The organism is Saccharococcus sp. Marseille-Q5394, from assembly GCF_946901335.1.
GTDB classification, from domain to species: Bacteria; Bacillota; Bacilli; order Bacillales_A; family Planococcaceae; genus Sporosarcina; species Sporosarcina luteola_C.
Window position 1 is genome coordinate 1,200,269 of sequence record NZ_CAMPPQ010000001.1, and the last position, 25,199, is coordinate 1,225,467.

General features: G+C 44.1%; 33 protein-coding genes. 6 read left to right on the forward strand and 27 right to left on the reverse strand.

Features of this window, described 5'->3' with window-relative positions; genetic code table 11:
• Nucleotides 1-138: 138 nt before the first annotated feature.
• The 13 genes from OC538_RS06005 to OC538_RS06065 all read right to left on the reverse strand — a co-directional run bounded on the left by OC538_RS06005 (nucleotide 139) and on the right by OC538_RS06065 (nucleotide 12,429).
• Complete coding sequence (locus tag OC538_RS06005; RefSeq protein WP_262173675.1) at nucleotides 139-822, reverse strand: hypothetical protein; 684 nt, start codon at nucleotides 820-822, stop codon at nucleotides 139-141.
• Nucleotides 819-1,931, reverse strand: coding sequence for a mandelate racemase/muconate lactonizing enzyme family protein (locus OC538_RS06010; RefSeq protein WP_262173676.1), 1,113 nt, complete (start codon nucleotides 1,929-1,931; stop codon nucleotides 819-821). The genes OC538_RS06005 and OC538_RS06010 overlap by 4 nt, the downstream gene beginning before the upstream one ends.
• A gap of 159 nt (nucleotides 1,932-2,090) precedes the next feature.
• Entirely contained in the window at nucleotides 2,091-2,504 is a 414-nt protein-coding gene (locus OC538_RS06015; RefSeq protein WP_251694006.1) for a VOC family protein, read from the reverse strand.
• A 74-nt stretch (nucleotides 2,505-2,578) separates the two neighbouring features.
• Nucleotides 2,579-2,710 (reverse strand): hypothetical protein, encoded by a 132-nt coding sequence (locus tag OC538_RS06020; RefSeq protein ID WP_262175273.1) that lies wholly within the window; start codon nucleotides 2,708-2,710, stop codon nucleotides 2,579-2,581.
• Nucleotides 2,700-3,497 carry an ABC transporter ATP-binding protein gene (locus OC538_RS06025; protein ID WP_262173678.1) on the reverse strand — a complete coding sequence of 266 codons (798 nt, stop codon included), beginning with the start codon at nucleotides 3,495-3,497 and terminating at the stop codon, nucleotides 2,700-2,702. The genes OC538_RS06020 and OC538_RS06025 overlap by 11 nt, the downstream gene beginning before the upstream one ends.
• 55 nt (nucleotides 3,498-3,552) lie before the next feature.
• The gene (locus OC538_RS06030; protein WP_262173680.1) at nucleotides 3,553-4,284 is read right to left on the reverse strand and encodes a hypothetical protein; all 732 of its coding nucleotides are present in this window, start codon (nucleotides 4,282-4,284) and stop codon (nucleotides 3,553-3,555) included.
• Nucleotides 4,285-4,338: 54 nt separating this feature from the next.
• The gene (locus OC538_RS06035) at nucleotides 4,339-5,493 is read right to left on the reverse strand and encodes a hypothetical protein (protein ID WP_262173681.1); all 1,155 of its coding nucleotides are present in this window, start codon (nucleotides 5,491-5,493) and stop codon (nucleotides 4,339-4,341) included.
• Between the two features lie 27 nt (nucleotides 5,494-5,520).
• Nucleotides 5,521-6,729 (reverse strand): hypothetical protein, encoded by a 1,209-nt coding sequence (locus OC538_RS06040; protein ID WP_262173682.1) that lies wholly within the window; start codon nucleotides 6,727-6,729, stop codon nucleotides 5,521-5,523.
• Nucleotides 6,730-6,769: 40 nt separating this feature from the next.
• Nucleotides 6,770-7,681 carry an ATP-binding cassette domain-containing protein gene (locus OC538_RS06045; RefSeq protein WP_251694001.1) on the reverse strand — a complete coding sequence of 304 codons (912 nt, stop codon included), beginning with the start codon at nucleotides 7,679-7,681 and terminating at the stop codon, nucleotides 6,770-6,772.
• 406 nt (nucleotides 7,682-8,087) lie between these two features.
• On the reverse strand, nucleotides 8,088-10,130 hold the full coding sequence (locus OC538_RS06050) for a TRAP transporter permease (RefSeq protein WP_262173683.1): 2,043 nt from the start codon (nucleotides 10,128-10,130) through the stop codon (nucleotides 8,088-8,090).
• Nucleotides 10,123-10,644 (reverse strand): DUF1850 domain-containing protein, encoded by a 522-nt coding sequence (locus tag OC538_RS06055; RefSeq protein WP_251693999.1) that lies wholly within the window; start codon nucleotides 10,642-10,644, stop codon nucleotides 10,123-10,125. The genes OC538_RS06050 and OC538_RS06055 overlap by 8 nt, the downstream gene beginning before the upstream one ends.
• 88 nt (nucleotides 10,645-10,732) lie before the next feature.
• On the reverse strand, nucleotides 10,733-11,713 hold the full coding sequence (locus tag OC538_RS06060; RefSeq protein ID WP_251693998.1) for a TAXI family TRAP transporter solute-binding subunit: 981 nt from the start codon (nucleotides 11,711-11,713) through the stop codon (nucleotides 10,733-10,735).
• A 161-nt stretch (nucleotides 11,714-11,874) separates the two neighbouring features.
• Nucleotides 11,875-12,429, reverse strand: coding sequence for a phosphatidylglycerophosphatase A (locus tag OC538_RS06065; RefSeq protein WP_251693997.1), 555 nt, complete (start codon nucleotides 12,427-12,429; stop codon nucleotides 11,875-11,877).
• Between the two features lie 178 nt (nucleotides 12,430-12,607).
• Here OC538_RS06065 and OC538_RS06070 point away from each other — a divergent pair, with 178 nt between their 5' ends.
• From OC538_RS06070 to OC538_RS06080, 3 genes are all read left to right on the forward strand, one after another.
• Nucleotides 12,608-13,333: an alpha/beta hydrolase gene (locus OC538_RS06070; RefSeq protein WP_251693996.1), complete on the forward strand. Its 726-nt coding sequence runs from the start codon at nucleotides 12,608-12,610 to the stop codon at nucleotides 13,331-13,333.
• 82 nt (nucleotides 13,334-13,415) lie between these two features.
• Entirely contained in the window at nucleotides 13,416-13,931 is a 516-nt protein-coding gene (locus tag OC538_RS06075; protein WP_251693995.1) for a YjcG family protein, read from the forward strand.
• 3 nt (nucleotides 13,932-13,934) lie between these two features.
• The gene (locus OC538_RS06080; protein ID WP_251693994.1) at nucleotides 13,935-14,369 is read left to right on the forward strand and encodes a GNAT family N-acetyltransferase; all 435 of its coding nucleotides are present in this window, start codon (nucleotides 13,935-13,937) and stop codon (nucleotides 14,367-14,369) included.
• A 99-nt stretch (nucleotides 14,370-14,468) separates the two neighbouring features.
• Here OC538_RS06080 and OC538_RS06085 read toward each other — a convergent pair whose 3' ends face one another.
• The 7 genes from OC538_RS06085 to OC538_RS06115 all read right to left on the reverse strand — a co-directional run bounded on the left by OC538_RS06085 (nucleotide 14,469) and on the right by OC538_RS06115 (nucleotide 17,652).
• Entirely contained in the window at nucleotides 14,469-14,774 is a 306-nt protein-coding gene (locus OC538_RS06085; RefSeq protein ID WP_251693993.1) for a hypothetical protein, read from the reverse strand.
• Nucleotides 14,775-14,957: 183 nt separating this feature from the next.
• The gene (locus OC538_RS06090; RefSeq protein WP_251693992.1) at nucleotides 14,958-15,206 is read right to left on the reverse strand and encodes a stage VI sporulation protein F; all 249 of its coding nucleotides are present in this window, start codon (nucleotides 15,204-15,206) and stop codon (nucleotides 14,958-14,960) included.
• A 15-nt stretch (nucleotides 15,207-15,221) separates the two neighbouring features.
• Nucleotides 15,222-15,356 (reverse strand): YjcZ family sporulation protein, encoded by a 135-nt coding sequence (locus OC538_RS06095; protein WP_251693991.1) that lies wholly within the window; start codon nucleotides 15,354-15,356, stop codon nucleotides 15,222-15,224.
• 75 nt (nucleotides 15,357-15,431) lie between these two features.
• On the reverse strand, nucleotides 15,432-15,794 hold the full coding sequence (gene spoVAE / locus OC538_RS06100; protein ID WP_251693990.1) for a stage V sporulation protein AE: 363 nt from the start codon (nucleotides 15,792-15,794) through the stop codon (nucleotides 15,432-15,434).
• Nucleotides 15,795-15,803: 9 nt separating this feature from the next.
• Complete coding sequence (locus OC538_RS06105) at nucleotides 15,804-16,805, reverse strand: stage V sporulation protein AD (RefSeq protein ID WP_262173686.1); 1,002 nt, start codon at nucleotides 16,803-16,805, stop codon at nucleotides 15,804-15,806.
• Nucleotides 16,799-17,254 (reverse strand): stage V sporulation protein AC, encoded by a 456-nt coding sequence (spoVAC, locus tag OC538_RS06110; protein WP_251693988.1) that lies wholly within the window; start codon nucleotides 17,252-17,254, stop codon nucleotides 16,799-16,801. The genes OC538_RS06105 and spoVAC overlap by 7 nt, the downstream gene beginning before the upstream one ends.
• On the reverse strand, nucleotides 17,254-17,652 hold the full coding sequence (locus OC538_RS06115; RefSeq protein ID WP_262173688.1) for a YhcN/YlaJ family sporulation lipoprotein: 399 nt from the start codon (nucleotides 17,650-17,652) through the stop codon (nucleotides 17,254-17,256). The genes spoVAC and OC538_RS06115 overlap by 1 nt, the downstream gene beginning before the upstream one ends.
• A 137-nt stretch (nucleotides 17,653-17,789) precedes the next feature.
• Here OC538_RS06115 and OC538_RS17905 point away from each other — a divergent pair, with 137 nt between their 5' ends.
• Nucleotides 17,790-17,915: a hypothetical protein gene (locus tag OC538_RS17905; RefSeq protein ID WP_316044300.1), complete on the forward strand. Its 126-nt coding sequence runs from the start codon at nucleotides 17,790-17,792 to the stop codon at nucleotides 17,913-17,915.
• Nucleotides 17,858-18,328 (forward strand): CotY/CotZ family spore coat protein, encoded by a 471-nt coding sequence (locus OC538_RS06120; protein WP_316044297.1) that lies wholly within the window; start codon nucleotides 17,858-17,860, stop codon nucleotides 18,326-18,328. The genes OC538_RS17905 and OC538_RS06120 overlap by 58 nt, the downstream gene beginning before the upstream one ends.
• Before the next feature lie 383 nt (nucleotides 18,329-18,711).
• On the opposite strand, the gene OC538_RS06125 is transcribed toward OC538_RS06120, so the two are convergent.
• The 4 genes from OC538_RS06125 to mgtE all read right to left on the reverse strand — a co-directional run bounded on the left by OC538_RS06125 (nucleotide 18,712) and on the right by mgtE (nucleotide 21,980).
• On the reverse strand, nucleotides 18,712-19,188 hold the full coding sequence (locus OC538_RS06125) for a hypothetical protein (protein WP_262173690.1): 477 nt from the start codon (nucleotides 19,186-19,188) through the stop codon (nucleotides 18,712-18,714).
• A 17-nt stretch (nucleotides 19,189-19,205) separates the two neighbouring features.
• Nucleotides 19,206-19,691 (reverse strand): nuclease-related domain-containing protein, encoded by a 486-nt coding sequence (locus OC538_RS06130; protein WP_262173691.1) that lies wholly within the window; start codon nucleotides 19,689-19,691, stop codon nucleotides 19,206-19,208.
• Nucleotides 19,692-20,156: 465 nt separating this feature from the next.
• Nucleotides 20,157-20,495, reverse strand: a complete 339-nt coding sequence (locus OC538_RS06135; RefSeq protein WP_251693984.1) for a hypothetical protein — start codon at nucleotides 20,493-20,495, stop codon at nucleotides 20,157-20,159.
• A gap of 111 nt (nucleotides 20,496-20,606) precedes the next feature.
• Nucleotides 20,607-21,980 carry a magnesium transporter gene (mgtE, locus tag OC538_RS06140; protein WP_262173693.1) on the reverse strand — a complete coding sequence of 458 codons (1,374 nt, stop codon included), beginning with the start codon at nucleotides 21,978-21,980 and terminating at the stop codon, nucleotides 20,607-20,609.
• Between the two features lie 89 nt (nucleotides 21,981-22,069).
• Here mgtE and prpE point away from each other — a divergent pair, with 89 nt between their 5' ends.
• A complete protein-coding gene (prpE, locus tag OC538_RS06145; RefSeq protein ID WP_262173695.1) occupies nucleotides 22,070-22,810 on the forward strand; it encodes a bis(5'-nucleosyl)-tetraphosphatase PrpE in 741 nt (246 codons plus the stop codon).
• On the opposite strand, the gene OC538_RS06150 is transcribed toward prpE, so the two are convergent.
• From OC538_RS06150 to OC538_RS06160, 3 genes are read right to left on the reverse strand one after another with little or no spacing between them, the layout of a single operon-like run.
• Nucleotides 22,798-23,751: an RluA family pseudouridine synthase gene (locus OC538_RS06150; protein WP_262173696.1), complete on the reverse strand. Its 954-nt coding sequence runs from the start codon at nucleotides 23,749-23,751 to the stop codon at nucleotides 22,798-22,800. The two genes, prpE and OC538_RS06150, sit on opposite strands and share 13 nt — an antisense overlap.
• Entirely contained in the window at nucleotides 23,723-24,523 is an 801-nt protein-coding gene (locus OC538_RS06155; RefSeq protein WP_251693980.1) for an NAD kinase, read from the reverse strand. The genes OC538_RS06150 and OC538_RS06155 overlap by 29 nt, the downstream gene beginning before the upstream one ends.
• Nucleotides 24,495-25,196, reverse strand: a complete 702-nt coding sequence (locus OC538_RS06160) for a GTP pyrophosphokinase family protein (RefSeq protein WP_251693979.1) — start codon at nucleotides 25,194-25,196, stop codon at nucleotides 24,495-24,497. The genes OC538_RS06155 and OC538_RS06160 overlap by 29 nt, the downstream gene beginning before the upstream one ends.
• Nucleotides 25,197-25,199 lie beyond the last annotated feature (3 nt).

Here is a 25,199-nt window from a genome sequence, read left to right on the forward strand (position 1 = left end):
ACATAGGCAGATAGATTGTCGAAAACAGCCGGAAGTACCCTAGAGAGAAAATTCATAGTTTTAAAATGAATGAACATAGTCCTTTCATACTAAAAAACCGTATGAAGCGACTTTCCACTTCGTACGGTTCCCCTCTGTTTATTCACTCTTTTGAAATTTCACTACCCATGTCCCATCGACCTCTTCCAGACCGACGCCTATCCATCCGTCTTTCAATAAGGATTGCTGCTTCAAAATATCTGCCATGTCGGCCAAGACGGATAGCGTACTAAGCCTTTTATTCTCACGCAGATCTTTCATTAACGTGTAGCGCAAAAGATTCCCATATTTCTTTTCCAATGAAATAATATGCATGCCTAACGAGAATTTGTCCTTTAGGCTTGCGATATTGAACGGAGCTACGGTTGCGAATACATAACGATGACGATCCTTGTCCACATTCTCCATGAGGAGTTCGCCGAGAATCCGTTGTAAGCTATTTCCCCTATACTCGGGATCCACATTTGTCACTTCAGAATAAAGAACAGACGGCAATTCGGAATCAAGTAAGCCCGCATCCTTCCCCAAATGGTGCTCGTCAATTTCCGGTTCAAGCATCGCCCTGAAAGCGATGAGACGGTCATTGTGGAATGCCCCGATCATTGATCCGTTGCCGTTTATGATGACCAGGAATTCCTCTTCGGATAACGGTTGTAAAAAAGAAGTGACTTCCAAGGATGCAATTACTTTCTCCTGCAATCCCATGATTATCTCGAGGTCTTTGTGGACCAGGCTTCGAATTGTCACCTCTTGGCCATTTCTCAGTGTCAGATCTTTCTTCATTCGACCACCTTCGCTGAGAAGACAGTCAATTTATTCAAGACCGCTTCGTCCACATCTACGCCAAGTCCCGCTTTTTCAGTCAGACGGATGAACGGAACGTCATAGTTCAGGTTTCCGATATCTTCGCTGAATTTCAACGGACCCGTCAATTCGACGCTTGTCATAATTTTTTTTGAGAAGGCAACGTGGAATCCTGCGGCGGATCCTACAGACGATTCGACCATCGAGCCGACTTGGCATTCGATTCCTGCCATTTCCGCCATATGGGCAAGTTTCATCGCCGGATAAATACCACCGCATTTCATCAGCTTGATGTTCACTTTATCCGCAGCTCGCTTGGCGATGATTTCCCTCATTTCACGAATGCCGCGCAGCCCCTCGTCAATCATGACAGGCACGGATGTCTTCGATTTAATTTCTACCATTGCATCGATGTCATCCGCTTTCACAGGTTGCTCCAGCCAATCGAGTGAGCAATCTTCAAGCTTTCTTAACGCTTGCAATGTCGTCGAGCTGTTCACCCATCCTTGATTCACATCGATGCGGATGGCTATTGACTCCCCTACCCGTTCGCGGACTGCCTGGATTCGCTTCACGTCTTCTGATACGTTCGTTCCGACTTTCATTTTCAATGAACGATAGCCTTCCTTAACGCGTTGTTCCGCTTCGGCCGCCATATGTGAAGGTGTGCCGATGCTAAGCACGTGTGTGATCGGGAATTCATCGTGATATCTTCCGCCCAACAATTCGTAAACAGGAATGCCCAATGCTTTTCCGACAGCATCATAGCAAGCGATGTCCATTGCGGCTTTCGCTGATGGCACTCCGTAAATTTCTGCGTCCATGGCCTCGTGGATCTTTTCCATTTGAGTGGGATTCATGCCGATCAGCTTCGGCGCCAGTGTATTTTTAAGAACAGCATATGTACTTTCCCAACTTTCACCGGTGACGTGCTCGTCCGCCACCGCCTCTCCGTATCCGATATGTCCCGTGTCCGTAGTCATTTTGACGATGATTGACGGCATATAATCGTATCTCGCGTAGCTGATGATGAATGGTTCATATAACGGTAAATGGATTGCATATATTTCAATTTCTTTGATTTTCAAGTTATGTCGTCCTTTCGAAGTGACAATTGTCTTTCATTATTGTAACATTGTCGGGATTACGGGGGAAGAATGGACCCTGGAGCGAGAAGAATGGGCCCTTGTAAAAAAATCAGAAAAACGGCGGGAATCCATCCCCCGCCGTTCCGCTTACTACATTATTCAGTCCTCTTGGCTGATCTGCCATTCGATGCCGAATTGGTCTTTCAATGAGCCGTAGCTTTTACTCCAGAACGTCTCCTGCAGATCCATCTTTACTGTTCCGCCTTGCTTCAACTTATCGAAGACACTTTTAATAAGGTCAATGTCCTTGTTTACGAAAGCGAGACTGACATTATTACCTTCGACAAAAGGAGAGCCCGGAAATGTATCGGAGAACATGACTCTGTTACCGTCGATATTCAACCGAGCATGCATAACCAAATCCTTCGCTTCTTCAGGCAACTGATAATCAGGGCTTTGAGGAGCTTCGCCGAATGTCATGATTTGAGTGATTTCCGTATTGAATACTTCTGCGTAAAACTCTACAGCTTGTCTGCAATTACCATTGAAATTAAGATATACCTCTACCGCCATTGCCACGACCCCTTTTCAACTATTCCTTCAATTCAGTTTACCATGTACAAGCTTTCTTGCAAACTGATAATGATTTAGAACGGGAACAAAATAGGAATTGCAATCATCATGACAATGAGCATTATGAATTGCAATGGCACGCCGATTTTCACAAAATCCTTGAATTGGTAACCGCCAACTGTCATGACGAGTGCATTACCGCACAACAGCACTTCTTTTGATCGAAAGATACGGCCTTCCATCCTCCCACCGGATTTTCACTGGTACATTATACGTTTCCGTCAGCAATTCATTGGTCATTACATCCTCTTTCTTCCCGGAAGCCACGATTTTTCCTTCTTTTAAAAGGAGTACATGTGTTAAGTCTTCCATCAATTCCTCGACATGGTGTGACACATAGACAAGATGGCAATCGTTTGTCGTCACTACTTCTAACGTATGTAAAAATTGCTCCCTTGATAAGATATCAAGACCGGAACAAGGTTCATCCATAATGAGCATTTTGGGTTTATTCATGAGCGCCCTGGCAATTAAAATCCGCCGTTTTTCACCTTCAGAAAGCAAGTTAATGGGTTTTCCTTTTAAGTGAAATAATCGAAAATCATGCAAAAGCTCGTCCGCTCGTTCCCAATCAGCAGGAGATGGATGCTCATACAGGCCGAAACTCGCAAATTTCCCACTAATAATGACTCGTTCGACAGTTTCATGCTGAAACATTTGAGCGAATCTCTCCAACGAACTGCTTACATAACCAATCTCTTTTCGCAGTTCCGGTAAATTCGTTTCGCCAAATCGGTTCCCAAGTACATGCACTTCTCCGTCAGTAGGAAATTGATGTGCGGATATGATATTGAGAAGTGATGTCTTTCCGGATCCATTCAACCCTAAAATTGCCCAGTGCTCATCCTTTTCAATCGTCCACTCGATATTTGTTAGTATCTCCTTATTGCCTCTTTTGAAGAAAACACGCTTCAAGTCAATTACGGTTTGCATCGTCAACCACTCCCTTTGGTCCTATTACTGAAAAACGGCGGATCATGTTAAATATTTATTCTTTCACCGGCTTAAAATTTACCAGCGAAATTCCGGTGACCCTAAGTTTTTGCCCCTCTGTCAACTTCACACGGCTTCTTGAGCCCGTGTCGTTGCCTCCAATCACTTCATAGAGGACAGGATCTTTTCCTTTTTCGTGAATTTCTAAATATCCCATTCCGTACTCACTGCCGAATATATAGTCACCAGCTTCAATATCCAATCCGACGTCCCAAATGCCTGCGTTCAAATCGGTAGTCAGCTGTGTCTGTACCGGTATGAAACTGACGTGGTCATACCCGCCGTCCGCAAAAACAGTGTACGTACTTTCAATATCGACCGTTAGACTGCCGACTCCTCCTGAATGTCCTACAATTTCGCGGATGACTAGATCATCGTCGTCATCATAAATGAAAATGTTTCCGGCAGGGTAACCTGAAATCGCATATCTCCCTGGCTGAAGCGTGACTTTGATTCCGTCTTGCGTAAAGACTTCTCTGTCAACCTGTTCAGCGGTTTTATTGCTCCGATCCACTGTCTTGAAAATTGCGGGGTTCACCTTCCCAATCAGGTCATCCTTTTCAGGACCGACAATTTCGAAATTCTTCTCATAAGGGCCGAGCTTATCAGACTCCGATTTTTGTAAAGGATGACAGCCTGACAGTAGCAGCAGGCATGATGTAATTAAAATAGATGACCCCATTTTGCCGCCGGTCCATTCAAACCATTTCTGCAAAGTGTTTTTCATAATACTCCACCGTTCCTTATTTTCTCCAGTTAAGCCCCATACACCTCTAGCGTATCAGTTTGGTTTTAAAGCGACTTCCCCTCTTCGGATGTATAGCAGCTTATTCCGTCCGTATAGAACAGCTGCAGCTAATAGATTAAGTCCAACTAACCAACTATACGAATGTTTGAAGTCCAACTTATCATTACCGAATTCCATAGCCGCGGTTCCATTCAATACGGAGCTGATATCAAGAAATTTCAATGGATAGAGCCAATTAAATTTCAAGCCTGCAACACTTATGAGGTCAGGCAGCAGTAAAATGACAATCATCGTCAAAATTGTCGCGTATAAATTCTTCGTCACGACATTAATGAGAACAAATACAAGTAAAAGGAACAACGCAATCAACGCAAATGCGATGAACATGTAAGTTACGTACCTGAATGTCGACACAGCGACAAAATCCATTTCTCGATAAATAAGAACGGGCGTCATGAAATTTCCCCACTCTGTTTTTTGAGCAACATAATAGCCTCCGATGAGTACGCCAAGTACAAGGAACAGCTGTACTTGTACCAAATGGATAGCTACCTTGCCGCTTACCTTTTGCATAAATGATATCGGGAAACCGCCTACAACGGATCGATGTTGCTGGTCATTTAGCAACATACTGCTTCCGATGATTAAAACAAATAGACAAAATAGCAGCCCGCTGATCAAGTTCAACGCAATCGGCAAGTAATTGCTTGCTACAAAGGGATTTGGAACAAGTGGCAATTTATGAATTTTGTAATAGCGTAATATCGCTAGTTCTTTTTGAATGACATCCTTTGGTATGACATAGTTAGGATGGATTCCTTTATTCCCCAACTCGTGTAATTCAAGACGTAATTCGTTCAACTTGAGGCCGTCTTCAATATACTTGTCATAATCATCTTTTTTCCACAAATAAAACCTTTGCATATTGATTAAAGAAGATTGTTGGGTCAAATTATAATAAATTGCCTCCCCCTCAACCGTTTCCCTCAGTTCTTCAGGAAACGCATTGAACACTGTATGAAAATGCTGCGCTTCCTCGTTTTTCAGCTTTTGCATGTCTTTGATGTCTATTTGGCTGTATTGGGAATAGTACAAAGGGAAAAACAGGATAAGGCCAATTCCAAGCAACCAATTTTTCCGATTATGGAGCAATAGTTTTGATTCAAATAATAAATACTTCCAAAACATAATTATGTCCTTCCTCGTTACATATTTTTATGCAAAATAGAAACGTCGTTTGTTAATGATCTTTGAGAGAATGAAAAGCACGAGTTCAATCACGGCAATCGTGATGAGCAACACGAAAATACCTTTCATATAGGTAATCGTCTCTGTATTCAATAGAAAGTTCTTATCCCCGTTTACAATTTTCCCGAAATCGAAATACGTTTGAGGAAAGAAGCTAATGTCTTTTCCGAATATCTCCCTTGTCGTCCTAGAAACGAAAAGGCGGTCCGAGAAGAGAAGTAAACTGCTGACTAGCAGAACGAGCCATTCATTTTTAAACAGAAGACCCAAAATGGCGTTCAAACGTATAAAGAGGAAGATTACTAGTGGAACGACTATCAATGTTCTCCCTACAAAGACAGCAATTGAAATGACATCATAATCCTCAATTGTAAAGGTCTGTTGTGCAATCATGATCGGCACATGTAAATTAAGATAGCCAAAACCGAATTGCATGCTCATGACGACAACCCCTACAACAAGAATTCCGCTACTAATGAGCAACGAATAGAAGAAAGCCGAAAGTGATTTTAAGTTCAATTGGCGATACCAGGATAATGGGATTCCTTGCAGAACTGACCGATTTTTGCGATCCCTCGATAACATATCACTACTGAAAAAGATTGCACAAAACAAGAGGAATAGGATGCCATTTGTTTGCAGGAATTTTTGCAGTGCTTGCAACCCGGTCTTTTCATACATCAAACCATATGTAATTGGATAATCATTCGTTAAATAATCCTCAAATCGCATCATCGTTTGCTTATATAAATGGGAGCGATCCTTTCCTGGATAAGGGGATAGCGCGAAAAGTTTTTCATCTGATGTATATTCGTATTCATTCCCTAGTAGTGAAAAGTTTCTTAAATAAAGAAATCGATGATAGTTCTTGTCCTCATACGCCGTCAGCAAAGCTTGATTCAGTTTATAATAATATGCGTTCATGGAATAGACAGGCATACCTGTAAAGTGGACAATGCCGGTATTGCCCTTCTCTTCCCTAAATTTCTGCTCAACTTCGAGATCCGTTAAATAATTCCAAACCTCTTCAAGATTATACGTTTCTTTTGTTTCTTCGTTCGGCAGCAGAATGAGACAATAACTCAGCAGCAATACACCGATGAATACTATAAATGGAATGTTGCGCCTGCTTCTTGCTGTAATCAGAAATTCGTGCTTCAAATAATTTCGATTCATCAAAGCTTCCCCTTTTGGTCGTAAAGTATTGATTTTTCATTTATTTACCATAACAATAGGCATTCTTCGAATAGTACTTATCATAGTATTCCACCGTCCCCAATGGACCGACCGTCATTTCTTTTTCGTTATAATCCAGCATCCGTTCTATCCACTTTGTCTGTTCGGACTCGCGCATTCCCTTTAGAGGAATGCATAACAAGTGTTTTGCTATATACATATAGCCTTGTGGAAGCTTCACTTTTCCTTTCATCGCCTCGTATTGTTCTGGTGCTATCTCTATTTTAAGAAAAACATCATTTTCGCCGGTAAATCGATGTTCATGTACAAACTTTCCATCTTTCAAAAAAAGGACTCGATCCGCATATAGATCCAGATTGGAGAGTAAATGCGAAGCAACAAAAATGAGCTTATCCTTCTTCATTTCCATTAAGCACTCGGACAGCAAAGCGACATTATCCACATCAAGTCCATTCATCACTTCGTCCATTAGCATAACGGGTGTATCTGCGGCCACCATCATTGCAAAGCACAGACGCTGCCGCATCCCTAATGAATATGTACGGACCTTCCTTTTCACATAATTGCCCATATGGAGACGCTCGATGACCTCGGGGACATGCTTTGCCGTTCCCTTCCACATATTTGCATATAGTTTCAGGTGATCCACTCCGGATAATTCCTCGAAGAGATCCTTCTGTTCAGGGAACGTGCACAACCGTTTATGGATCAACAGCTCTTCTTTTTCATTTCGGTATGCATATTTACCGTCAAATATTACATGACCCGAATTGGGTTTCACAAAGTTCGCCATCACGTTGAACATTGTCGATTTCCCCGTTCCGTTCGGAGCCGCCACACCGATGATCTCTCCTATATTCGCTGTTAAATCCAGATTATCGAGAACAGCTTTGTCATTATATGCAATTGACACATTTGATAATTTAAGCATCTATTCTTCCGCCTTTCAGATACTTTTAAAAGTAGGTAGTATTTTTTCCATTTTTTGTTGCTCTCTTCTACTATAATGATGTTTTTGTAATATTTCAATAGTACGTATACTTTTAATTGATTTGATAATTTCCTTTCCACTACCACTTCATGATTACTTTGCTTTTATTCCTCTTGGGAGTCTAAGACGACAGTATAAATGCATGTATTGAGGCAGTTATGCGTAAATGACGGAGTTTATGCGTGTTTGTGATGAGTTATGCGTCGATTGTGGAGTTTATGCGTAGTTGCGACGAGTTATGCGTTGATTGCGAGGTTTATGCGTGTTTACGGCGAGTTATGCGTTCTTGACAATGGAAAAGGCTGTCGCATTTGTCTAGTTGACAACTGCGACAGCCTTTTAATTATTATGAAGCGACTGCTGTTTTATTTTTCGGTTTGTTATCTTTCGTTTTCCATTGGATGGCCACTTGGATGGCGAATAGGACCAACCCGATGATATCCGTAATTGTTTCTGGATATATCAATAATAAGCCCGTTACGACAGCAAGGATGCGTTCAATCCAATTGCATTTTCGGTACCAATAGCCGATCATCCCCGCTCCGATCGCAATCATTCCGACGATGGCGGAGAAGGTGACCCATAAGATTTCAAATAGACTGGAATCGATCATGAGCATGGCCGGATTGAAGACGAACATATACGGGATGATGAATGCCGCGATGGCAAGCTTCGCGGAGACGACACCCGTTTTGATCGGATCCCCGCCGGATATGCCCGATGCGGCAAATGCTGCGAGAGCAACAGGCGGCGTAATATCCGCGATAATTCCGAAATAGAACACGAACAAGTGAGCAGAGATTGCGACAACAACCGGTACAGTAGTACCTGCCCCCATTTCACCGCCCATAAGCAATAGAATGATAGCTGGCGCGGCAATTGTTGAGGTGATGACATAGTTCGCCGTTGTCGGTGAACCCATTCCTAAGACTAGCGCTGCGAACATCGTGAAGATAAGGGTTAATAAGATGTTCCCGCCTGCAGCGGAAACGAGACCGTTTGCAAGGCTGAGCCCCAATCCAGTTTTCACGACGACGCCGACGATGATACCCGCACAAGCAGTCGCCGCGGCAACCGCCAATGCAGTACGAGCACCGTCAACAAGTGCCATGATGATATCTTTCGCTCCAAGTCGTGTAGATTTATCAAAGAAGCTGACAACTAATGTTAGGACAATCCCCAATAATGCAGCCTTCATTGTTGGAATCCCCAACAACAGGAATAGGATGATCCCTAAAATCGGCAAGAGTAGGTAGATCTTTTTCAGAGTCGCCTTTCGATCAGGCATCTGGTCAGGCGACATGCCTTCCAGACCGACACGCTTCGCCTCGAAATGGGTCATGATCCAAATTCCCGTGAAATAAAGCAATGCAGGAATTGCTGCCGCTTTGGCAATTTCCCAGTACGTAATTCCGCCGATGAATTCAACCATCAAGAAAGCCGCAGCTCCCATGATTGGTGGCATGATTTGCCCGCCTGTAGAGGCAGCAGCTTCAACGCCGCCGGCAAATTCCTTACGGTAGCCGAGCTTTTTCATCATTGGAATCGTGTAGGAGCCTGATCCGACAACGTTTGCTACTGAGCTACCTGAAATCGTCCCTTGCAACGCACTTGAGAAGATTGCAACCTTGGCGGGTCCACCTGTCAAGCGGCCTGCGAGGACGACAGCCAAGTCATTGAAGTAGTTCCCGACACCGGTTTTCACGAGGAATGCACCGAATAATAGGAATACGAAAATGAACGTTGCAGATACACTGATCGGTGTTCCTAAAATTCCGTCAGTCGTGTAAAACATAAGCTGTACAATGCTTTTCAAGTCTTGACCGCGATGGGCAAGGAAGCCCGGGAAATATCTGCCGTAAAAAGCATAGATCAAGAAAACAGTCGAAATGATCGTAATAGGCAAGCCGACAGCACGTCTCGCCGCCTCCAATGTCAACAGAATCGCGATGACTCCGATGATAAGATCTATGTCTGATACCCTTCCAACACGGAAGACGAGATCTCCGTAGAATAGCGGCCAGTATAAACCGACAGCAATGGCAAGCAATGATAGGATGACATCGTAGAAAGGCACTTTATCCCTCTTGACGCCCGGTTTTTTAATTGCCGGGAATAACAGGAATATTAACGAGAGAGCGAATCCTAAGTGAATGGAACGCTGAATATACGCAGTGAACGGCGTTCCGATCGATGTGTAAAGTTGGAATAAAGAGAATGAAAGCAATCCTGCAAAGACGAGGATTTTGAAAATCCCTTTCACATTCCGTGTATTCGATTCGGGATCGTACTTCTGAAGGATTTCTAGTTGCTGTTCTTCTGTAAGCATTTCATTGTTATCAAGTTGGGACTCTTGCTGAGCTTCTTCCCGATTCTTATTTTTAGCCATTCAAATTTACTCCTTTCAACAATTGGTAGAATGATTGGCGCTGCACACGAAATGTGTACGATTTTCCTCTAGTCAAATAGCTTTTCAAGTTCACTTCATGCCCTTTATACCGGAAAGCTAAATCTGCATTCACATCCCCAACAAAGAGGACAAATGATTGAATAATATTGTCATCATAAGTAAGCGTATACATTCCATCCTTGACTGACAATGACTCTCCTTCTTCGGCATACCCTGGCAAGCCGATCCCAACATCCTCGTATTGCATGGACAGTGATTGGATAGCGTGTTGATCAGTGACCCGGTAGGACTCAATGACATCAGTCAGAAAAATGGAGTGTACATATCGAATTTGAAACTCCCGGTCATCCCCCATCTTGAGATAATAGGTTTGCGGATGCTCAGTACGATATTCAGTGAAGGTGAACACCTTATGTATCGGCAGGAATAGAGAGACGAAGGCGACCAATAATGCAGATAGCAGAATGGGGAGGATCACTTTCTTCCTTTTCATCCTTTTCTCCCTTTCCGGTAGCAATGAAGAATGGGACGGCTGAAGCATAAAGCTTCACCGCCCCGTTCTACTATTGATTTGTATTCAATTATTTCTTTTCGTCAAAGTATTTTTGAGCGCCTGGGTGAACAGGGATCCCGATACCGTCAAGACCTGTTTCCGCTTTGATCAATGCGCCTTTTGGATGCGTAAGCTTTGATGCATTGTCGTAGATCGCTTTTGTTATTTCGTAAGCAAGATCTTCAGGCACGTCATTTTGGATGATCAACATTGCCCCGACAGATACAGTCGGCGTATCTTCTTTAATTCCATAAGTTCCTGCAGGAATGACTTCTTTTGCATAGTATTGATATTTCGAGATCAATTCGTCAGCTTTATCTTCAGATACAGGCACGATATAAACTTGAGCGACAGCGTTCAAACCTTCAACCGCTCCAGTTGGTGTACCAGCAGTGATGAATGCAGCGTCAATTTGTCCAGCCTGTAAGCTCTCTTGTGATTCACCGAAATCCAAGTCTTGCGCCTGGATATCTTTCATTGACAATCCGTGGATTTCAAGAAGCTGCTCTGCGTTCGCATACGTACCGGAACCAGGTGCTCCAACCGAAACCTTTTTACCTTTTAAGTCTTCGAATGATTTGATGCCGTTTTTCTCCAATGTTACCAACTGAACTGTTTCAGGATAAAGAGCACCGATTGCTGAAACGTTGTCGATGACTTCTCCGTCAAACATCATTTCACCTTTTGATGCATAGTAAGCGATATCCGTTTGTACGAAAGCGATTTCAGCGCTGCCGTCTTTCAATGCTGTCATATTCGCTGCAGATGCTTGCGAAACTTCAGCTGTCGTTTTAACGCCAGTTTCCTGAGAGATGATATCTGCAAGTGCTCCGCCAAGTGCGTAATATGTACCTTGCGTACCACCTGTCAAAACGCTTAGGAAATCATAATCTTCTTTTGTTTTGCCGGAATCGGACCCCTTGCTGGAATCACCCGAGTTACACGCCGAAAGGACAAGCAGTGCAATCATCGAAATGAATGCAAGAACGCGAAATCTCTTTTTATTCATAGTTTCATTCTCCCCTTATGTCTAGTAGTTTTGCAACTTAACACCTATTCTACCACGACTGGTCATTCGCTTGTCAATCCTTCTTAGAAATTTTCAGTAACTTGCAAGCGATTTCATTACAAAAAAAGAAAGTGGAATACATTCATATTCCACTAAAAAAATCATTTATCATATTTCGGGTGTCCATCCAGATAAGTCATGCCTGCTTCATCCAAATCCCTTTTCCGATGGGCAAGACGTGAAGCGGCACATGACGCGACGCTGGCGACGAGATCATCGAGAAAAGTATGGACGCCATTTCCTTTTTTCGTATCCAGCTCATTAATAATGCCAATTTTATTTTTATCAAGATGACCGAATGTCGTTACAGCTATAGACCCATATGTGAAGACTGCCCCTAACGCGATTGTTTCATCTACACCAAACAGCCCTTCGTCAGATGTGACAATTTGTTGGAGCGGCGCTGATAGCTTCCCTTGTTCAGCAAGCTCATCCAATTCGATTCCAACGAGGATCGCATGCTGAAGTTCCCTCTTCCGCAACACTCTTTCGACTGAATCTACACATTCGGCTAGGTCCAGCCCTTCATTGTAAGGGACTTGCATTTCGTAAACGATTTTAGCGATGTCCTCCAATGTGACGCCTCTTCGGATTAATGCCTCTTTTGTAGCTTTTGCTACGACATCGGAATGGACAATGTTTTTTCCAGTGAACATTTATCACTACCTCCTCTTTCTATACTTCTCCCGTCACGTATAATATGACGGCAGCCTTTAGGATGTTTTTCAATCTTGCGACTGTTTCTTTTCACATGTATCGGGCTATTGAGCATTATACCTGTACATTCGCTTATGTTACAATCTTCTTACATCATACAACTGGGAGGACTTGCGGATGGAATACGGAAAAATTGAAGAGATTACATTTTACAGCAAGGCGCTAGATGAGGATATGCAACTTCTTATCCACCTGCCACATCAGTATTCACCATTATACAAGTATTCAGTTCTCATCGCTTCCGACGGGAAGGATTATTTTCAATATGGAAGGATCGGCCGGGTAGTGGACGAATTAGTTTACGAAGGCGACATCAATAATATGATTGTCGTCGGCATACCGTATAAGAGTGTAGAGGAACGCAGAAGAATGTATCATCCGGAAGGCGACCGGCATGAGGATTATATCCGTTTCCTAGCGCATGAGCTAGTTCCTTACATCGATGAGAATTACCCTACGTACCAAGTCGGCGCCGGCAGGGGGTTAATCGGCGATTCGTTGGCGGCGACGATTTCGCTATTGACAGCTTTGAAATATCCGAACTGCTTTGGCAAGGTGATTCTTCATTCCCCCTATGTCGATGAGTATGTGATGGAGAAGGTGGAAGCCTTGAAAGATCCTTCCTCTTTTTCAATTTACCATGTCATCGGCGAAGAGGAAACTGAAGTGAAAACGACTCAGGATGGCACACAGGATTTCCTCACACCAAATAGAGAATTGAATAAGTTGATCAAAAGAAGAGGGTTTTCATACTTCTATGAAGAATTTGACGGAAACCATACATGGAAGTATTGGCAACAGGACGTTCGAAGGGCTATCAAGGAATCCTTTCAATACGATTAATGCCAAACAGTACAAAGAGTGGATGATTCTGCTATAATTATTTTAAGTTGTATATAATTTTTTTATGAGGAGGTCTTTTATTATGAAATATGGCATTGTAGCTTTCCCTTCAAAGAAACTCCAGGATTTGGCAAATGGGTACAGGAAACGTTATGATCCACATTATGCGCTTATCACGCCTCACATGACCGTCAAAGGTGTATTTGAAGCCGATGATAAGGAAATCGAACAAGTGGCGGAAGCAATCCATAAGGTTGTTCGCAAGCATAAACCCTTTGAATTGAATGTGTCAAAAGTGAGCACGTTTGCACCTATCACCAATACGATTTTCTTTAAAGTGACACCGAATGACGAAATCCTATCACTTCATAAAGATTTGAATGAAGATTTTTTCGGTGAAAAACCTGAATATTCATTCGTCCCGCATATTACAATCGCCCAAAAACTAGGTTCTGGTGAGCATGACGATATTATCGGTCAAATTAAGATGTTCGGTGTAGATCATACCGAAATTATTGATCGCATTCACCTTCTTTATCAACTTGAGGACGGGTCATGGACAGTTTATGAAACTTTCCGCCTCGGCGAGGAAATCTGAAGATTGATTGAAGTGAAGATTGCCAGTTCCGAGCAAGAACAGGCAGATGCGTATGATGTTCGAAAAAAAGTCTTTGTGGAAGAGCAAGGGGTACCATTGAGTCTTGAAATCGATGAGTTCGATAATACCGCTTCCCATTTCATCGTCTATGATGAACGGCAGCCGATCGGAGCAGGGCGCATCCGTGAAATTGGTCCGGGAATCGGTAAAGTTGAGCGGGTATGTGTGTTAAAAGAAATGCGCGGGAAGCATCTGGGAAATCTGATCATGCATGAACTTGAAAATTATGCCAAGTCCGCTGAAATGACGAAAATCATTTTGAACGCACAGTCCTATGCTGTGCCTTTCTATGAAAAACTCGGATATACCGTAACGTCACCTGAATTCATGGATGCGGATATTCCGCACCGTGCAATGGAAAAGGAAATCACTCCTTAACGGGTACGTCAATTCAATAGAAAAAGAGCAGATCCGCAAACCGGTTGCCGGTTGCAGGTCTGCTCTTTTTTTGGATTGCCAATTCATTGCTTCATCCAGTTACGCATATTCGTTCACTGCGAGTCCTTTACCTACGAGATGTGCAATTTCTGGCGATAGGTTGGCAGGATTCGGATAAATGAACCCCTTCAAGTATGGAGGGCGGGACTTGGTGATGACCGGTTCCCCATCCTCCATGATCCGCTCCTGTTCTTGCCTGAGTGAATCATCGAATTTATCCATCAGGTCCGGATCCATGTTCACCTTTTCCACCCGATCGACATACGCAAAATTATTGCGCACTGCATTCATCCGATTTGCGTATATTTCGGCTTGCAACGGTTGGACTGGTAGGATATAGCCCATTTTCCCACACCCCTATACATTATATTCTCACTTACCCTTTTACCTTCTTTATAGTATATGAAACATGTTTTTCAACAATTCCTCGAAAAATGGTCGCTTCCTACCAATTTTCCCGCGGATTCATAGGTTAAACGTATTTCATTCACTAGGACAAATGGACAAGGAGATACATGTAGTTTGGAGTCACCCCATCATACGCTGAATATCATTCAAATTAACGGAATTTCCATTTTTGACGATTGATTTCACTAGTTCATCTTCCATATGCGGCGGGACTTCCTTATGTGCAAGGCGCCCTACTTTTCTTACGATTTTCCGCACTTGCCGCTCATCGCTGAAATCGGCATATTGGATAGCATTTGCCAATGCAAATACTTCCTCCATTGGAACGCCAGTCTTTGATTCTATCTTTTTGAAAAACGAATCATTCATCTTCTAACCTCCCCCTTAGCAAAAGCTGCTGCCGACAATGATAAGCAAGATGAAGAGAACTACAATCAGAACGAAAGTGGAACCGCCATATGAGCCTCTTCCTCCGCCATATCCTCCGCCGTAACCGCCAGGATAGCATCCACCGAACATAAAAAATCCCTCCTTCCCTTCCGTCTATCCTATGCAGATAGCGGTGGGAAGAAGGGGGCGTTTGCACAGTTTTTTTCAAACGGATCCTTTTGGTTTGAAAATAAACGATGCAATGAAGCCAAATAGGATAGCTGCGCTGATACCCGAACTCGTCACTTCAAACATCCCTGTCAGAACACCGATAAGGCCATGTTTTTCAGCCTCGGCCAGCGCTCCGTGGGTCAGTGCGTTGCCAAACGAAGTGATAGGAATTGTCGCGCCGGTGCCCGCAAAGTCGATCAACGGTTCATATAGTCCTAACCCGTCCAGTACGGAACCCGCCACGACGAGAGTGCAGAGCGTATGTGCAGGAGTCATCTTCGCCACGTCAAACATCAGTTGGCCAATGACACAAATAAGCCCGCCGACAATAAAGGAAGTAATGTAAATCGAAAACAATCAGACCACTCATTTCATCGTTAATTCGACTGCGTGCGCAATGCACGGAATCGTCTCGCCTTGTTGGTATGACATTGGGGAAAGCAACGCACCAGTCGCGATTAGCAGAACTTTTTTATATTCCTTATCCTTCATTTTCTGATAGACTTCCGAAAAGTAAACGGCGGCTGAGCATCCCGCTCCGCTTGCGCCTGCCTTGAAATCCGGATTATTTCCGTAAAACTCCATACCTGCGTCGCTGAAGTTTCCAAATTCCGTTATTCCTTGGTTTTTGACGAGCTCTTTAAAAATTGAAAAACCGACCGTAGCCAAATCCCCGGTCATGATCAAATCATAATCGCCCGCAGAAGTCCCATGACCAGTCAAATGCCGTTTCAGTGTATCTGCGGCAGCCGGCGCCATTGCGGCTCCCATGTTCAATGGATCAGACATTCCCATATCAATCGCTCTTCCAACCGTCCCGCATTCTATGGAAGGAAGACCTTTTTGGTATGGCGCAACGGCCGCCGCTCCTGCAGCCGTAACAGTCCATTGGGTTGCGGCGCCTTTTTGTGCGCCATATTCAATTGGATAACGGAACTGCCTTTCGACTGCATTATGCTGGCTCGATGAACCTGCAATGGCCAATTTCGACATCCCTGCCTCTGTCAAAAGGGCTGCCGTGAGTAAAGAAGAGACCGATGTTGCGCATGCTGAAAACATCCCGAGATACGGTATGCCGACAGTCGTTGCAAAGAAACTCGACGGGGTCATCTGATTGACAAGATCCCCTGCTATTAAAAAATCAGCATCCGACGGTATCTTATCAACCTTGCTTAACGCGATCATACAAGCATCTTCCATCAGTTTTGAATGGCCTTGTTCATTCGTTTTCATGCCGCATCGTTCGTCATCATACATTTTGTCGAAACTCGACTGAAAAGCGCTTTTCTTTTCGAGCGGTCCGGCTGTCACACCCGTCGCTACTATGGAAGGAGTCGAAGGAAATGTCAACAGACCTTTCATTACCATGAAACGACCCCCATCTTCACTAATATGGTCTTAATCAGCGCGACAAGGAAGGCTGAAAAGACGCCAAACACGATGACCGACCCAGCCAGCTTGAAAATATTAGAACCGACTCCTAACACAAAGCCCTCCGACTTATGTTCGATCGCCGCTGACACGACTGCATTCCCGAATCCGGTTATCGGGACCGCCCCACCCGCTCCGCCGAACTGTCCGATTTTCTTATAAACTCCAAACCCGGTTAACAGCATGGCTATGAAAATCATCGTTGCCACCGTCGGATTGCTCGCTGTCCGTTCAGTAAAATCGAAGAAGGTCATATAGAAAAGTGCAATGAACTGGGCGATGAGGCAAATGGTTCCGCCTACGAGAAATGCTTTAATGACATTTTTGAGCAGCGGCGGTTTCGGCGAGATCTTTTGCTCCAGTTTTGCATATTTATCTTTATCCATTATGTCTCTTCCTCCGCTAGTGATATCAAATGATGGATTTTCTTCTTCAATCCTTTTTCATCTTTTTTCAAGATGAGCTTATTCGTTTCATTTAAAATTTTGCTATCCGCAGAAACGAAAACTGCTAAATCGGGGTATTCTTCCTTTAGCTTCTTTTCGATTTCACTGGCTATTTTCCTTTTATTGAACCTGGAAAAGGTCTTCACGCGAATCCCAACGAGCAAATGATCTTCGTGGAACAGGGCGGCAACCCCTTTGACGCGCTTTTCCTTCTTCAATAACTCTTCCGCTTTGCTTGCGTCTTCCTCTGTATGGTTCTCGAATTTGAATTCATTCGGCATACATCCGGACAGTAGAAGAAGCACGCATAGCATCATGATCAATTGACGAATATCCACCATCCCCTTTTTTTAACAGTATGGTGATCGCACTAGTTTTTTATTCAATCGTGATGTTTGCCCTAGACCTGAGCAATCAAGTGCATAAGGTATAAGGAGTTGAGAAAAGGAGGTGGAATGAATGGGATGTGGAAGAAATGAAGAAGTCAGTGATGTACGGCGCCATGACAGTTGCATTTGCGAGGTTGTTCGTGCCATTAAGCGCGTGCAAGATATTCGCGATGATCTTGATTGTGACGATTGCAGAACTGATTGTTTCCTGACTCCGCTCGGTAGCCTTGTAAGCCCTGCTAGACAACGAGCCAATACGCGCGTCTTTATGCTATTGGACGAAAAAGGTAATCCATTCAAAGCAATGTTTAAGAGAAGAAGAAGGTTCGAAGATGGTGAGAACGCAACCTCCGAACAAGGTCGAAGAGACTGTTCAACATGTTTCTCGATTTTCTTCAGAGTTCAAAACATATTCGACAATTGCTGCGCAACAATCCAAGTACTCGAACCGCGTGATGCCAGAGGTAGAAAAGTCGACTTGTTCAAAGGCGGCAAGTTGGATCTCGACGCAATTTGCGAAGTCGAAAACTTCGAAGCGACAGGCACTTGCGTAACTGTTGATCTAAAATGCTTCTGTGCTATCCAATGCGTAAAAGACGTTTTCATCGATTGTGACGAAGATTGAAAGAATAACCTGTGATGCTGACTCTGCCCGATCGAACTCCGATCGGGCAGTTTTTCGGTTTTATGGAAGTAATGGAGCCCTTGCACGATTTATTGAGCCTTTGATCGAATAAAGGAGCCCTTGCATGATTAATTGAGCCCTTGTGCGAATAATGGAGCTCTTGATCAAATAATGGAGCCCTTGTTCAAATAATGGAGCCCTTGCGTGATTAATTGAGCCCTTGCACGAATAATTGAGCCCTTGTGACTCCCCTTATAGCATGAGGCGTGAATGAATTCAGAAATTGCTATGCATATTACTGCGCTAAGGAAGTCGCGGGGTACATTCACTTTCAAATTGATATCATTTCTCGCGCCAAATGCTTTTGACCATCAAACAACAAACTATTGTTTCGATTTAACATGTATTGACGATGGCAAAAGGATTTCATATTTTGCACCTGCACCGAATCCATTTAGTTCTATAGGTGACCGAGCTAACATCTTTTTGGCGACGTGCCGGCTTTCGAGTTTTGTAAAATAGCAGAATTCCTTATTTGTAATATTGTTCTTAATGAGCATCGACCAATCTTGAAGAGCATGCTCATGTTCATTTTTCCCGTTGTGCCCGCAATGTGAACAATTCCACCTTTTCTGCTCCCACATCATGTGAAGTTTGTTGCAAACAGGGCAAATTACACCTGGTTTAATATGTGCAGGATGGATGTTGTATTTTTTTATCATGGGAAAAGGATTGAATTCTTGATGACTGCTTTTGATTTTTTTGGCTAAGCGGTGAATTTCCGGCTTGTTGAGAATCTCTCGAGTTACCGGTAATGTTCTTAGGTGTGCGGAAATTTCGTAGGTAAACATGATGTCCATACTAGGAGTTTCTTCAATTAATAGTTCATTATTATAGGCAAAGCAACGATTCCCTTTATCGGAATGTCTATATTTCTTTTCTTTAACCAACTTTCTAAGTGAAATATCTTCCTATCCAATTCCACGATTGGATTTTTCAATGGCAATCGTCTTCCATTCGAATATTCCTTTATAAATTGAAGCGGATTTGATTTTACGTTGATTTTTTCCGCGATATTTTTCACTTCTGAAATCAGGATGAAAGCGGGTGTAATCAAAATGGAATCCATTTGAAAAAAGACATCATCGTCACATAGTGTAACGTCATGCAAAATAGCATGAGGATAAGGTGGTTTAAATTCTGCTAAGTATTTGTCGTATTGAGTTTCTCCGGAAAACCCCGCTTGTAAATTGTAAAGTCGTTCTTCTATTCTCTGCCTATTCACATCTCCCTTTCCTATTCGTTTTTCTAAAGCAATCAATCCGTCAATCTCAATATTCTTTTCGCGTTTTTTTATTAGCACTTCATCACCTCATACTCATTGTAGCTTGAGTTGAAGTAATTGGGAATAGTCTGACTTAAATTGTCGAAATGACTACGTATTTGTCCTGACAAAATCTCTATCTTGCGGGAGGATTCCTCGAATTCCAGTAGAAAAATTCGCAGATAATGCTTTTGACAATCTAAAAAGAACTTTCCGGAAGAATCTTCGCAGAATCATGGAGCCCTTGTGCAATTAATTGAGCCCTTGATCAAATAATTGAGCCCCTGTGCGATTAATTGAGCCCTTGATCAAATAATTGAGCCCCTGTGCGATTAATTGAGCCCTTAATCAAATAATGGAGCCCTTGTGCGATTAATTGAGCCCTTAATCAAATAATGGAGCCCTTGCACGAATAATGGAGTCCTTGACGGAAAAATTGAGCCCTTGTACCATCTCCAGCCATATAAAAACAAGGCAGACCGATAGCTCCGGTCTGCCTTGTTTTCATGATCTCGTGTCAAATGGCTGCCCCCGCCATAAGATATCCTCTATTTTTGCTATTTCAACTTCGGTAATCTTGTCTTCAGATTCAATCCACACAAAGCTATCCTCTACTTTTTGAATTGCCCCTTTGACGGTATTCCCATCGATGATGAATTGAAGAGGAGTATATGCCTGCTTCTGGAACGGTTCGCTTAAATAGCGTAACTTGTTCATAACGACGGGGTTGACAACTTGGCTTGCCGTTAGATTGGATGGCAAGATGTCGATCGTCTCCCTCGTCAATCCATCGTTCGGGTTAAATACGGAGGTGCTTTCTTCCTCTAAAACAGTCATCTTCACATAGACGGGAGGCCCCTGCACAAATAGCAACGGTTCATTGTAGGAAATGTTGATTCCCCCTTTTGTCCGTAGTATATGCGCCTATCGGGAATGAAGTTCTCTTCCCTGACTTCACAGGCTGCTGATGAACATTGTCGCCAATCCAAGATATATAATGATGCTGATGACGTCGTTCAACGTTGTGATGAACGGGCCTGATGCTACGGCCGGGTCGATCTTCATCCGGTGCATGAACAATGGAATGAACGATCCTGAAATTGTCGCGACAAAGATGGAAACGAAAATCGCAGCACCAACGAGTAATGCGATAATGAATTCATGCTTCCAAATGAATATGAGGCCAACGACAAAAATCGCGCAAACGAGCCCGGTTATGAGGCCGGTGCCTGCTTCCCGCAGCAACAACTTGAACTTGCTTTCATCCTCGACATCACGAGTCGCGATACCGCGAACTGCTACAGCAAGTGCTTGCGTTCCGCTATTACCGGCAGTTCCCGCAATCAAGGGGATAAATGCTGCCAGTAGAGCGACTTGCGAAATCGTATCCGTGAATAAGTCGATTAGATTTGCCGTCAGCATGCCTAGCACTAATAGGATGATCAGCCATGGGATTCTTTTCTTTGCTGCTTCAAACGAAGTTTTGTCAAAAGAGTCCATATTAGATACGGCAGCAAGTTTGGAATAGTCATCGGATGCTTCTTCATCTAAAACGTCGATAACATCATCGACTGTAATGATTCCAAGCATATGCTGCTGGAAATCGACGACCGGGACCGCTAACAAGTTATAGTCCTGGGTCATCCTTGCAACGTCTTCCTGGTCATCCGAGACGAGGACGCTGACGACACGTTCATTCATAATTGATTGGATTAACGTATCTTCATCCGTAATGATCAGGTCACGAAGTGAAACGACGCCCGTCAGACGGTTATCTTCATCTACTACGAAAACATAATAGATGGTTTCGGCAGATGGGGCTTCATTCCGCAGAATTGTCATTGCGGAACGCACTGTCGAATTTTGCGGAATCGAAACGTATTCCGTCGTCATGATCGAACCGGCGGTATACTCTTCGTAATGCAAGAGGGACTTGATCTGTGCAGCCGCTTCTTTGTTCATTAACGTCAAATAGCTGGCAATCTGTGCTTTATCAAGTTCTTTCAGGACATCTACCGCATTGTCGACGAACATCTGTGAGATCATTTCGGCGGCATATGTCGTGTCCATCTCCTGAAGGAACTGCTTGTATTCATCTTCATCGATTTCACTTGTCTCGAATATCTCCGCCAACTCTTTCGGAGAGAGGAAGTAATACATTGTCTTTCGATGACCCGGCTCCACCTTCTCATAGAAAACAGCTCGGTCATACGGGTGAAGCATTAAATATTCATCACGGAATGTTTTAATATCTTGCTGTTCCAATGAATTTATCAGTTTTTCTTCGTCGATAATACTTTCATCACGAAGTTCTTCATTTACAGTCATGGCTGCACCTTCCTTTCCACTCCGACATGCATGAATACATTGCAATAGGTATGATAATGAGTAAAACAATCGCTAAAAGGAGAATTGATATGAAACTGGATATAATTGGTGACATACACGGATGCTATGACGAATTGCTGTCGCTCATCGATAAGCTTGGATATTCACTTGTATCAGGATTGCCGCTCCATGATGATGGAAGGCAGCTCGCTTTTGTGGGCGACGCGATGGACCGGGGTCCGTCTTCGTTGAAAACGCTGGAGTTCATGTTCAACCTGCAAGACAATCATAAACTCATCTATTCCCCCGGCAACCATTGCAATAAACTTTACCGCCTCGCAAAAGGCAGCAACGTCCAAAAGAAAAACGGACTTGAAACGACAGTGGCGGAATTGAATGCCCTGCAGCCAAAGGGAAAAATGCGTTTCTTGGACCGCTACAGGCAATTCTATGAAGCTTTGCCGCTATATGAAAATCTGGACAACGGAAAACTAATTATTGCACACGCGGGAATCCGTGAACAGATGATCGGAGAACCTTTTTCAAATAAAATACAGTCGTTCGTCCTCTACGGGGATACGACCGGTGAAACGCTCCCCGACGGCCGACCTGTCAGAAGGGATTGGGCAAAAAAATATTCCGGGGACGCCTGGATTGTCTACGGACATACGCCGGTCAAGGAAGCAAGATTCGTAAACCGGACCGTCAATATCGATACAGGATGCGTGTTCGGCGGCAGGCTGACAGCTGTCCGCTATCCAGAAATGGAGATCGTCTCCGTCCCTTCAAAGCAACCGTTCATTCCAGAGAAATTCACTTATTTTGATTGACCCGAACCGGTCTTCAATTGTTTCAAGTCCGCAGGCAATTCACTCATGAACGTCATTAACTCATTCGTCAACGGATGTCGGAAGCCTATGCAAGCGCAATGCAATGCCTGTCTTCCAAGCAACCCACGGCTACCCCCATATAAGTCATCGCCTGCAAGCGGGTGGCCGAGCCATTGCAAATGGACACGTATTTGATGGGTCCGTCCTGTATGCAACTTCAAAGATACGGACGTGAGCTGCACGCCATCTCGTTCAAAGCGGCCAAGCACCTGGACATCAGTCCTCGCATATTGGCCATCTTGCCGGACCGTCCTTTCAATGATACTACCGTCTTTCCGTCCGATCGGCTGTTCAATGGTGAAGGCATCCTTCTTTACATACCCTTCCACGAACGCAATATAACTGCGCTCAAAACCGATCTTCTGCATCTGTTCACTGAGCAGATGATGGATATGCCGGTTCTTCGCCAAGCAAACAAGGCCTGACGTATCGGTATCCAACCTTGTTAGGATATGCACGGTCGACGGGACATGCTCGGCTTCGAACTTTCCGGCAACGAAATTGGCGACCGTCCCGTTCGGCTGATCGCGTGACGGGATTGTCCCTTGGCCAGGTGGCTTATCGATGATTAGAATCGCTTCATCTTCATAAACAATTGCCAGATTGCCAGTTTCAGGAACAAGACCGGCGCTCGGCTCCTCCTGTGGAAATTGGACCGTGACGGAATCCCCTTCCTTCAACATATGCCTCACCGTCTGCTCCGACCCGTTCACGAGCAGCAAGCCACCTTCATATTTCACCGCTGTCAATGTCCGTTTTGAGATTCCTTTTTCGTGCAGGAATTCCCGTAGCAAGATCTTATCTTGTTCTACAATGAACTCAAGTGTGAACTTCTTTTCAGTCATAATCGCTTCACTCATCACTTGCGATGAAGGAGTCATGAACCCTCGTCCAGAACGGGAACGGACGGAATCTTCCGAAACGCACCTTTTCATCCGCCACTTTATACTCGATCGACTTCACGTCTTTATGCAACAGTTGCAAATGATCGATCGTCACCATGAAATCCGGTCCCTTGACCGGCGTCAGCACGCAACTATGATGTGCAGGCAAGATGAGCGGTGATCCAACTGTCCGGAACACACGGTTGTTGATCGAAGCCATTTCGGTCAGTTGGATGGCGTGCAAGGATGGGTGGATAATCGCGCCGCCGAGAGCTTTATTATAAGCGGTCGAGCCCGATGGCGTTGACATGCATAGTCCGTCCCCGCGGAATCTTTCAAAATGCACACCGTTTAATTCTACGTCCATGACGAGCGTCACTTCAGGGGATTTGACCGTTGATTCATTGAGTGCAAGATACTTTGCGGCTTTTTCGGACTGTCGGTAATTGATGATCACTTCAAGAAGGGGATATTCGATGACGTTATATTCCTTCCGCGCAATCGACAGGACAAGTTTCTCCATCTCTTCGGGCTTCCAATCGGCGTAGAATCCGAGATGCCCAGTATGGATGCCGATGAAAGCTGTATCCTTCAGGCGATGGATATATTTATGGAAGGCGTGCAGCAACGTGCCGTCCCCTCCTATCGATAAAACGATATCAGGTTCATCTTCGTCAAAGACAAGTCCGAAATCGGACAAATAATCCCTAGCTTCATCTTTCAGTCGATTCGACAACGGATCATTTCTCGTCTGTATTGCGAATTTCATTATAGCCCCCCCTTTCCCGTTTTTTATCACTGTAATCTCTATCGGCGGTTTCTTTGAACGCGCTGAAGTATTGCTGGGCGTCATGGATTTCATCGCGGATGAGCGACATTTCTTCATCCAACCTGAAAGCGGCTTCTGCAGCCCTTTCCAGTCGATGCATGATGACGTTCGGCAATTCGCCTTGATATTTGTAGTTCAAGGAATGTTCGATGGACGCCCAGAAGTTCATTGCCAATGTACGGATCTGAATTTCTGCTAAAATCGACTTCTCCCCATGGATCGTCTGGACTGGATACTCGATGATCATATGGTAGGACCGGTATCCGCTCGGCTTTTTATGAGAGATATAATCCCTTTCCTCAACGACTTGCATGTCGGTCCGCTGCCGCAATGTATGAACAACTTTTCCGATATCATCGACGAACTGGCACATGATACGGAGACCGGCAATATCCGGAAGCTCCTCCGCCAACTCCGCTGAAGGTTTGAAGGGGATTCCCTTTTCAAGGGTTTTATCATAGATGCTCGCTAGTGGTTTCACCCGTCCCGTTACGAATTCCACGGGCATATGGACGCCCTCGAGTTCGTATTGCGCACGAAGCCCCTTCAATTTCACCTTCAATTCGGAAACAGCCTGTTTATATGGTTCAAGAAATTGCTTCCACTCCTTCATAAG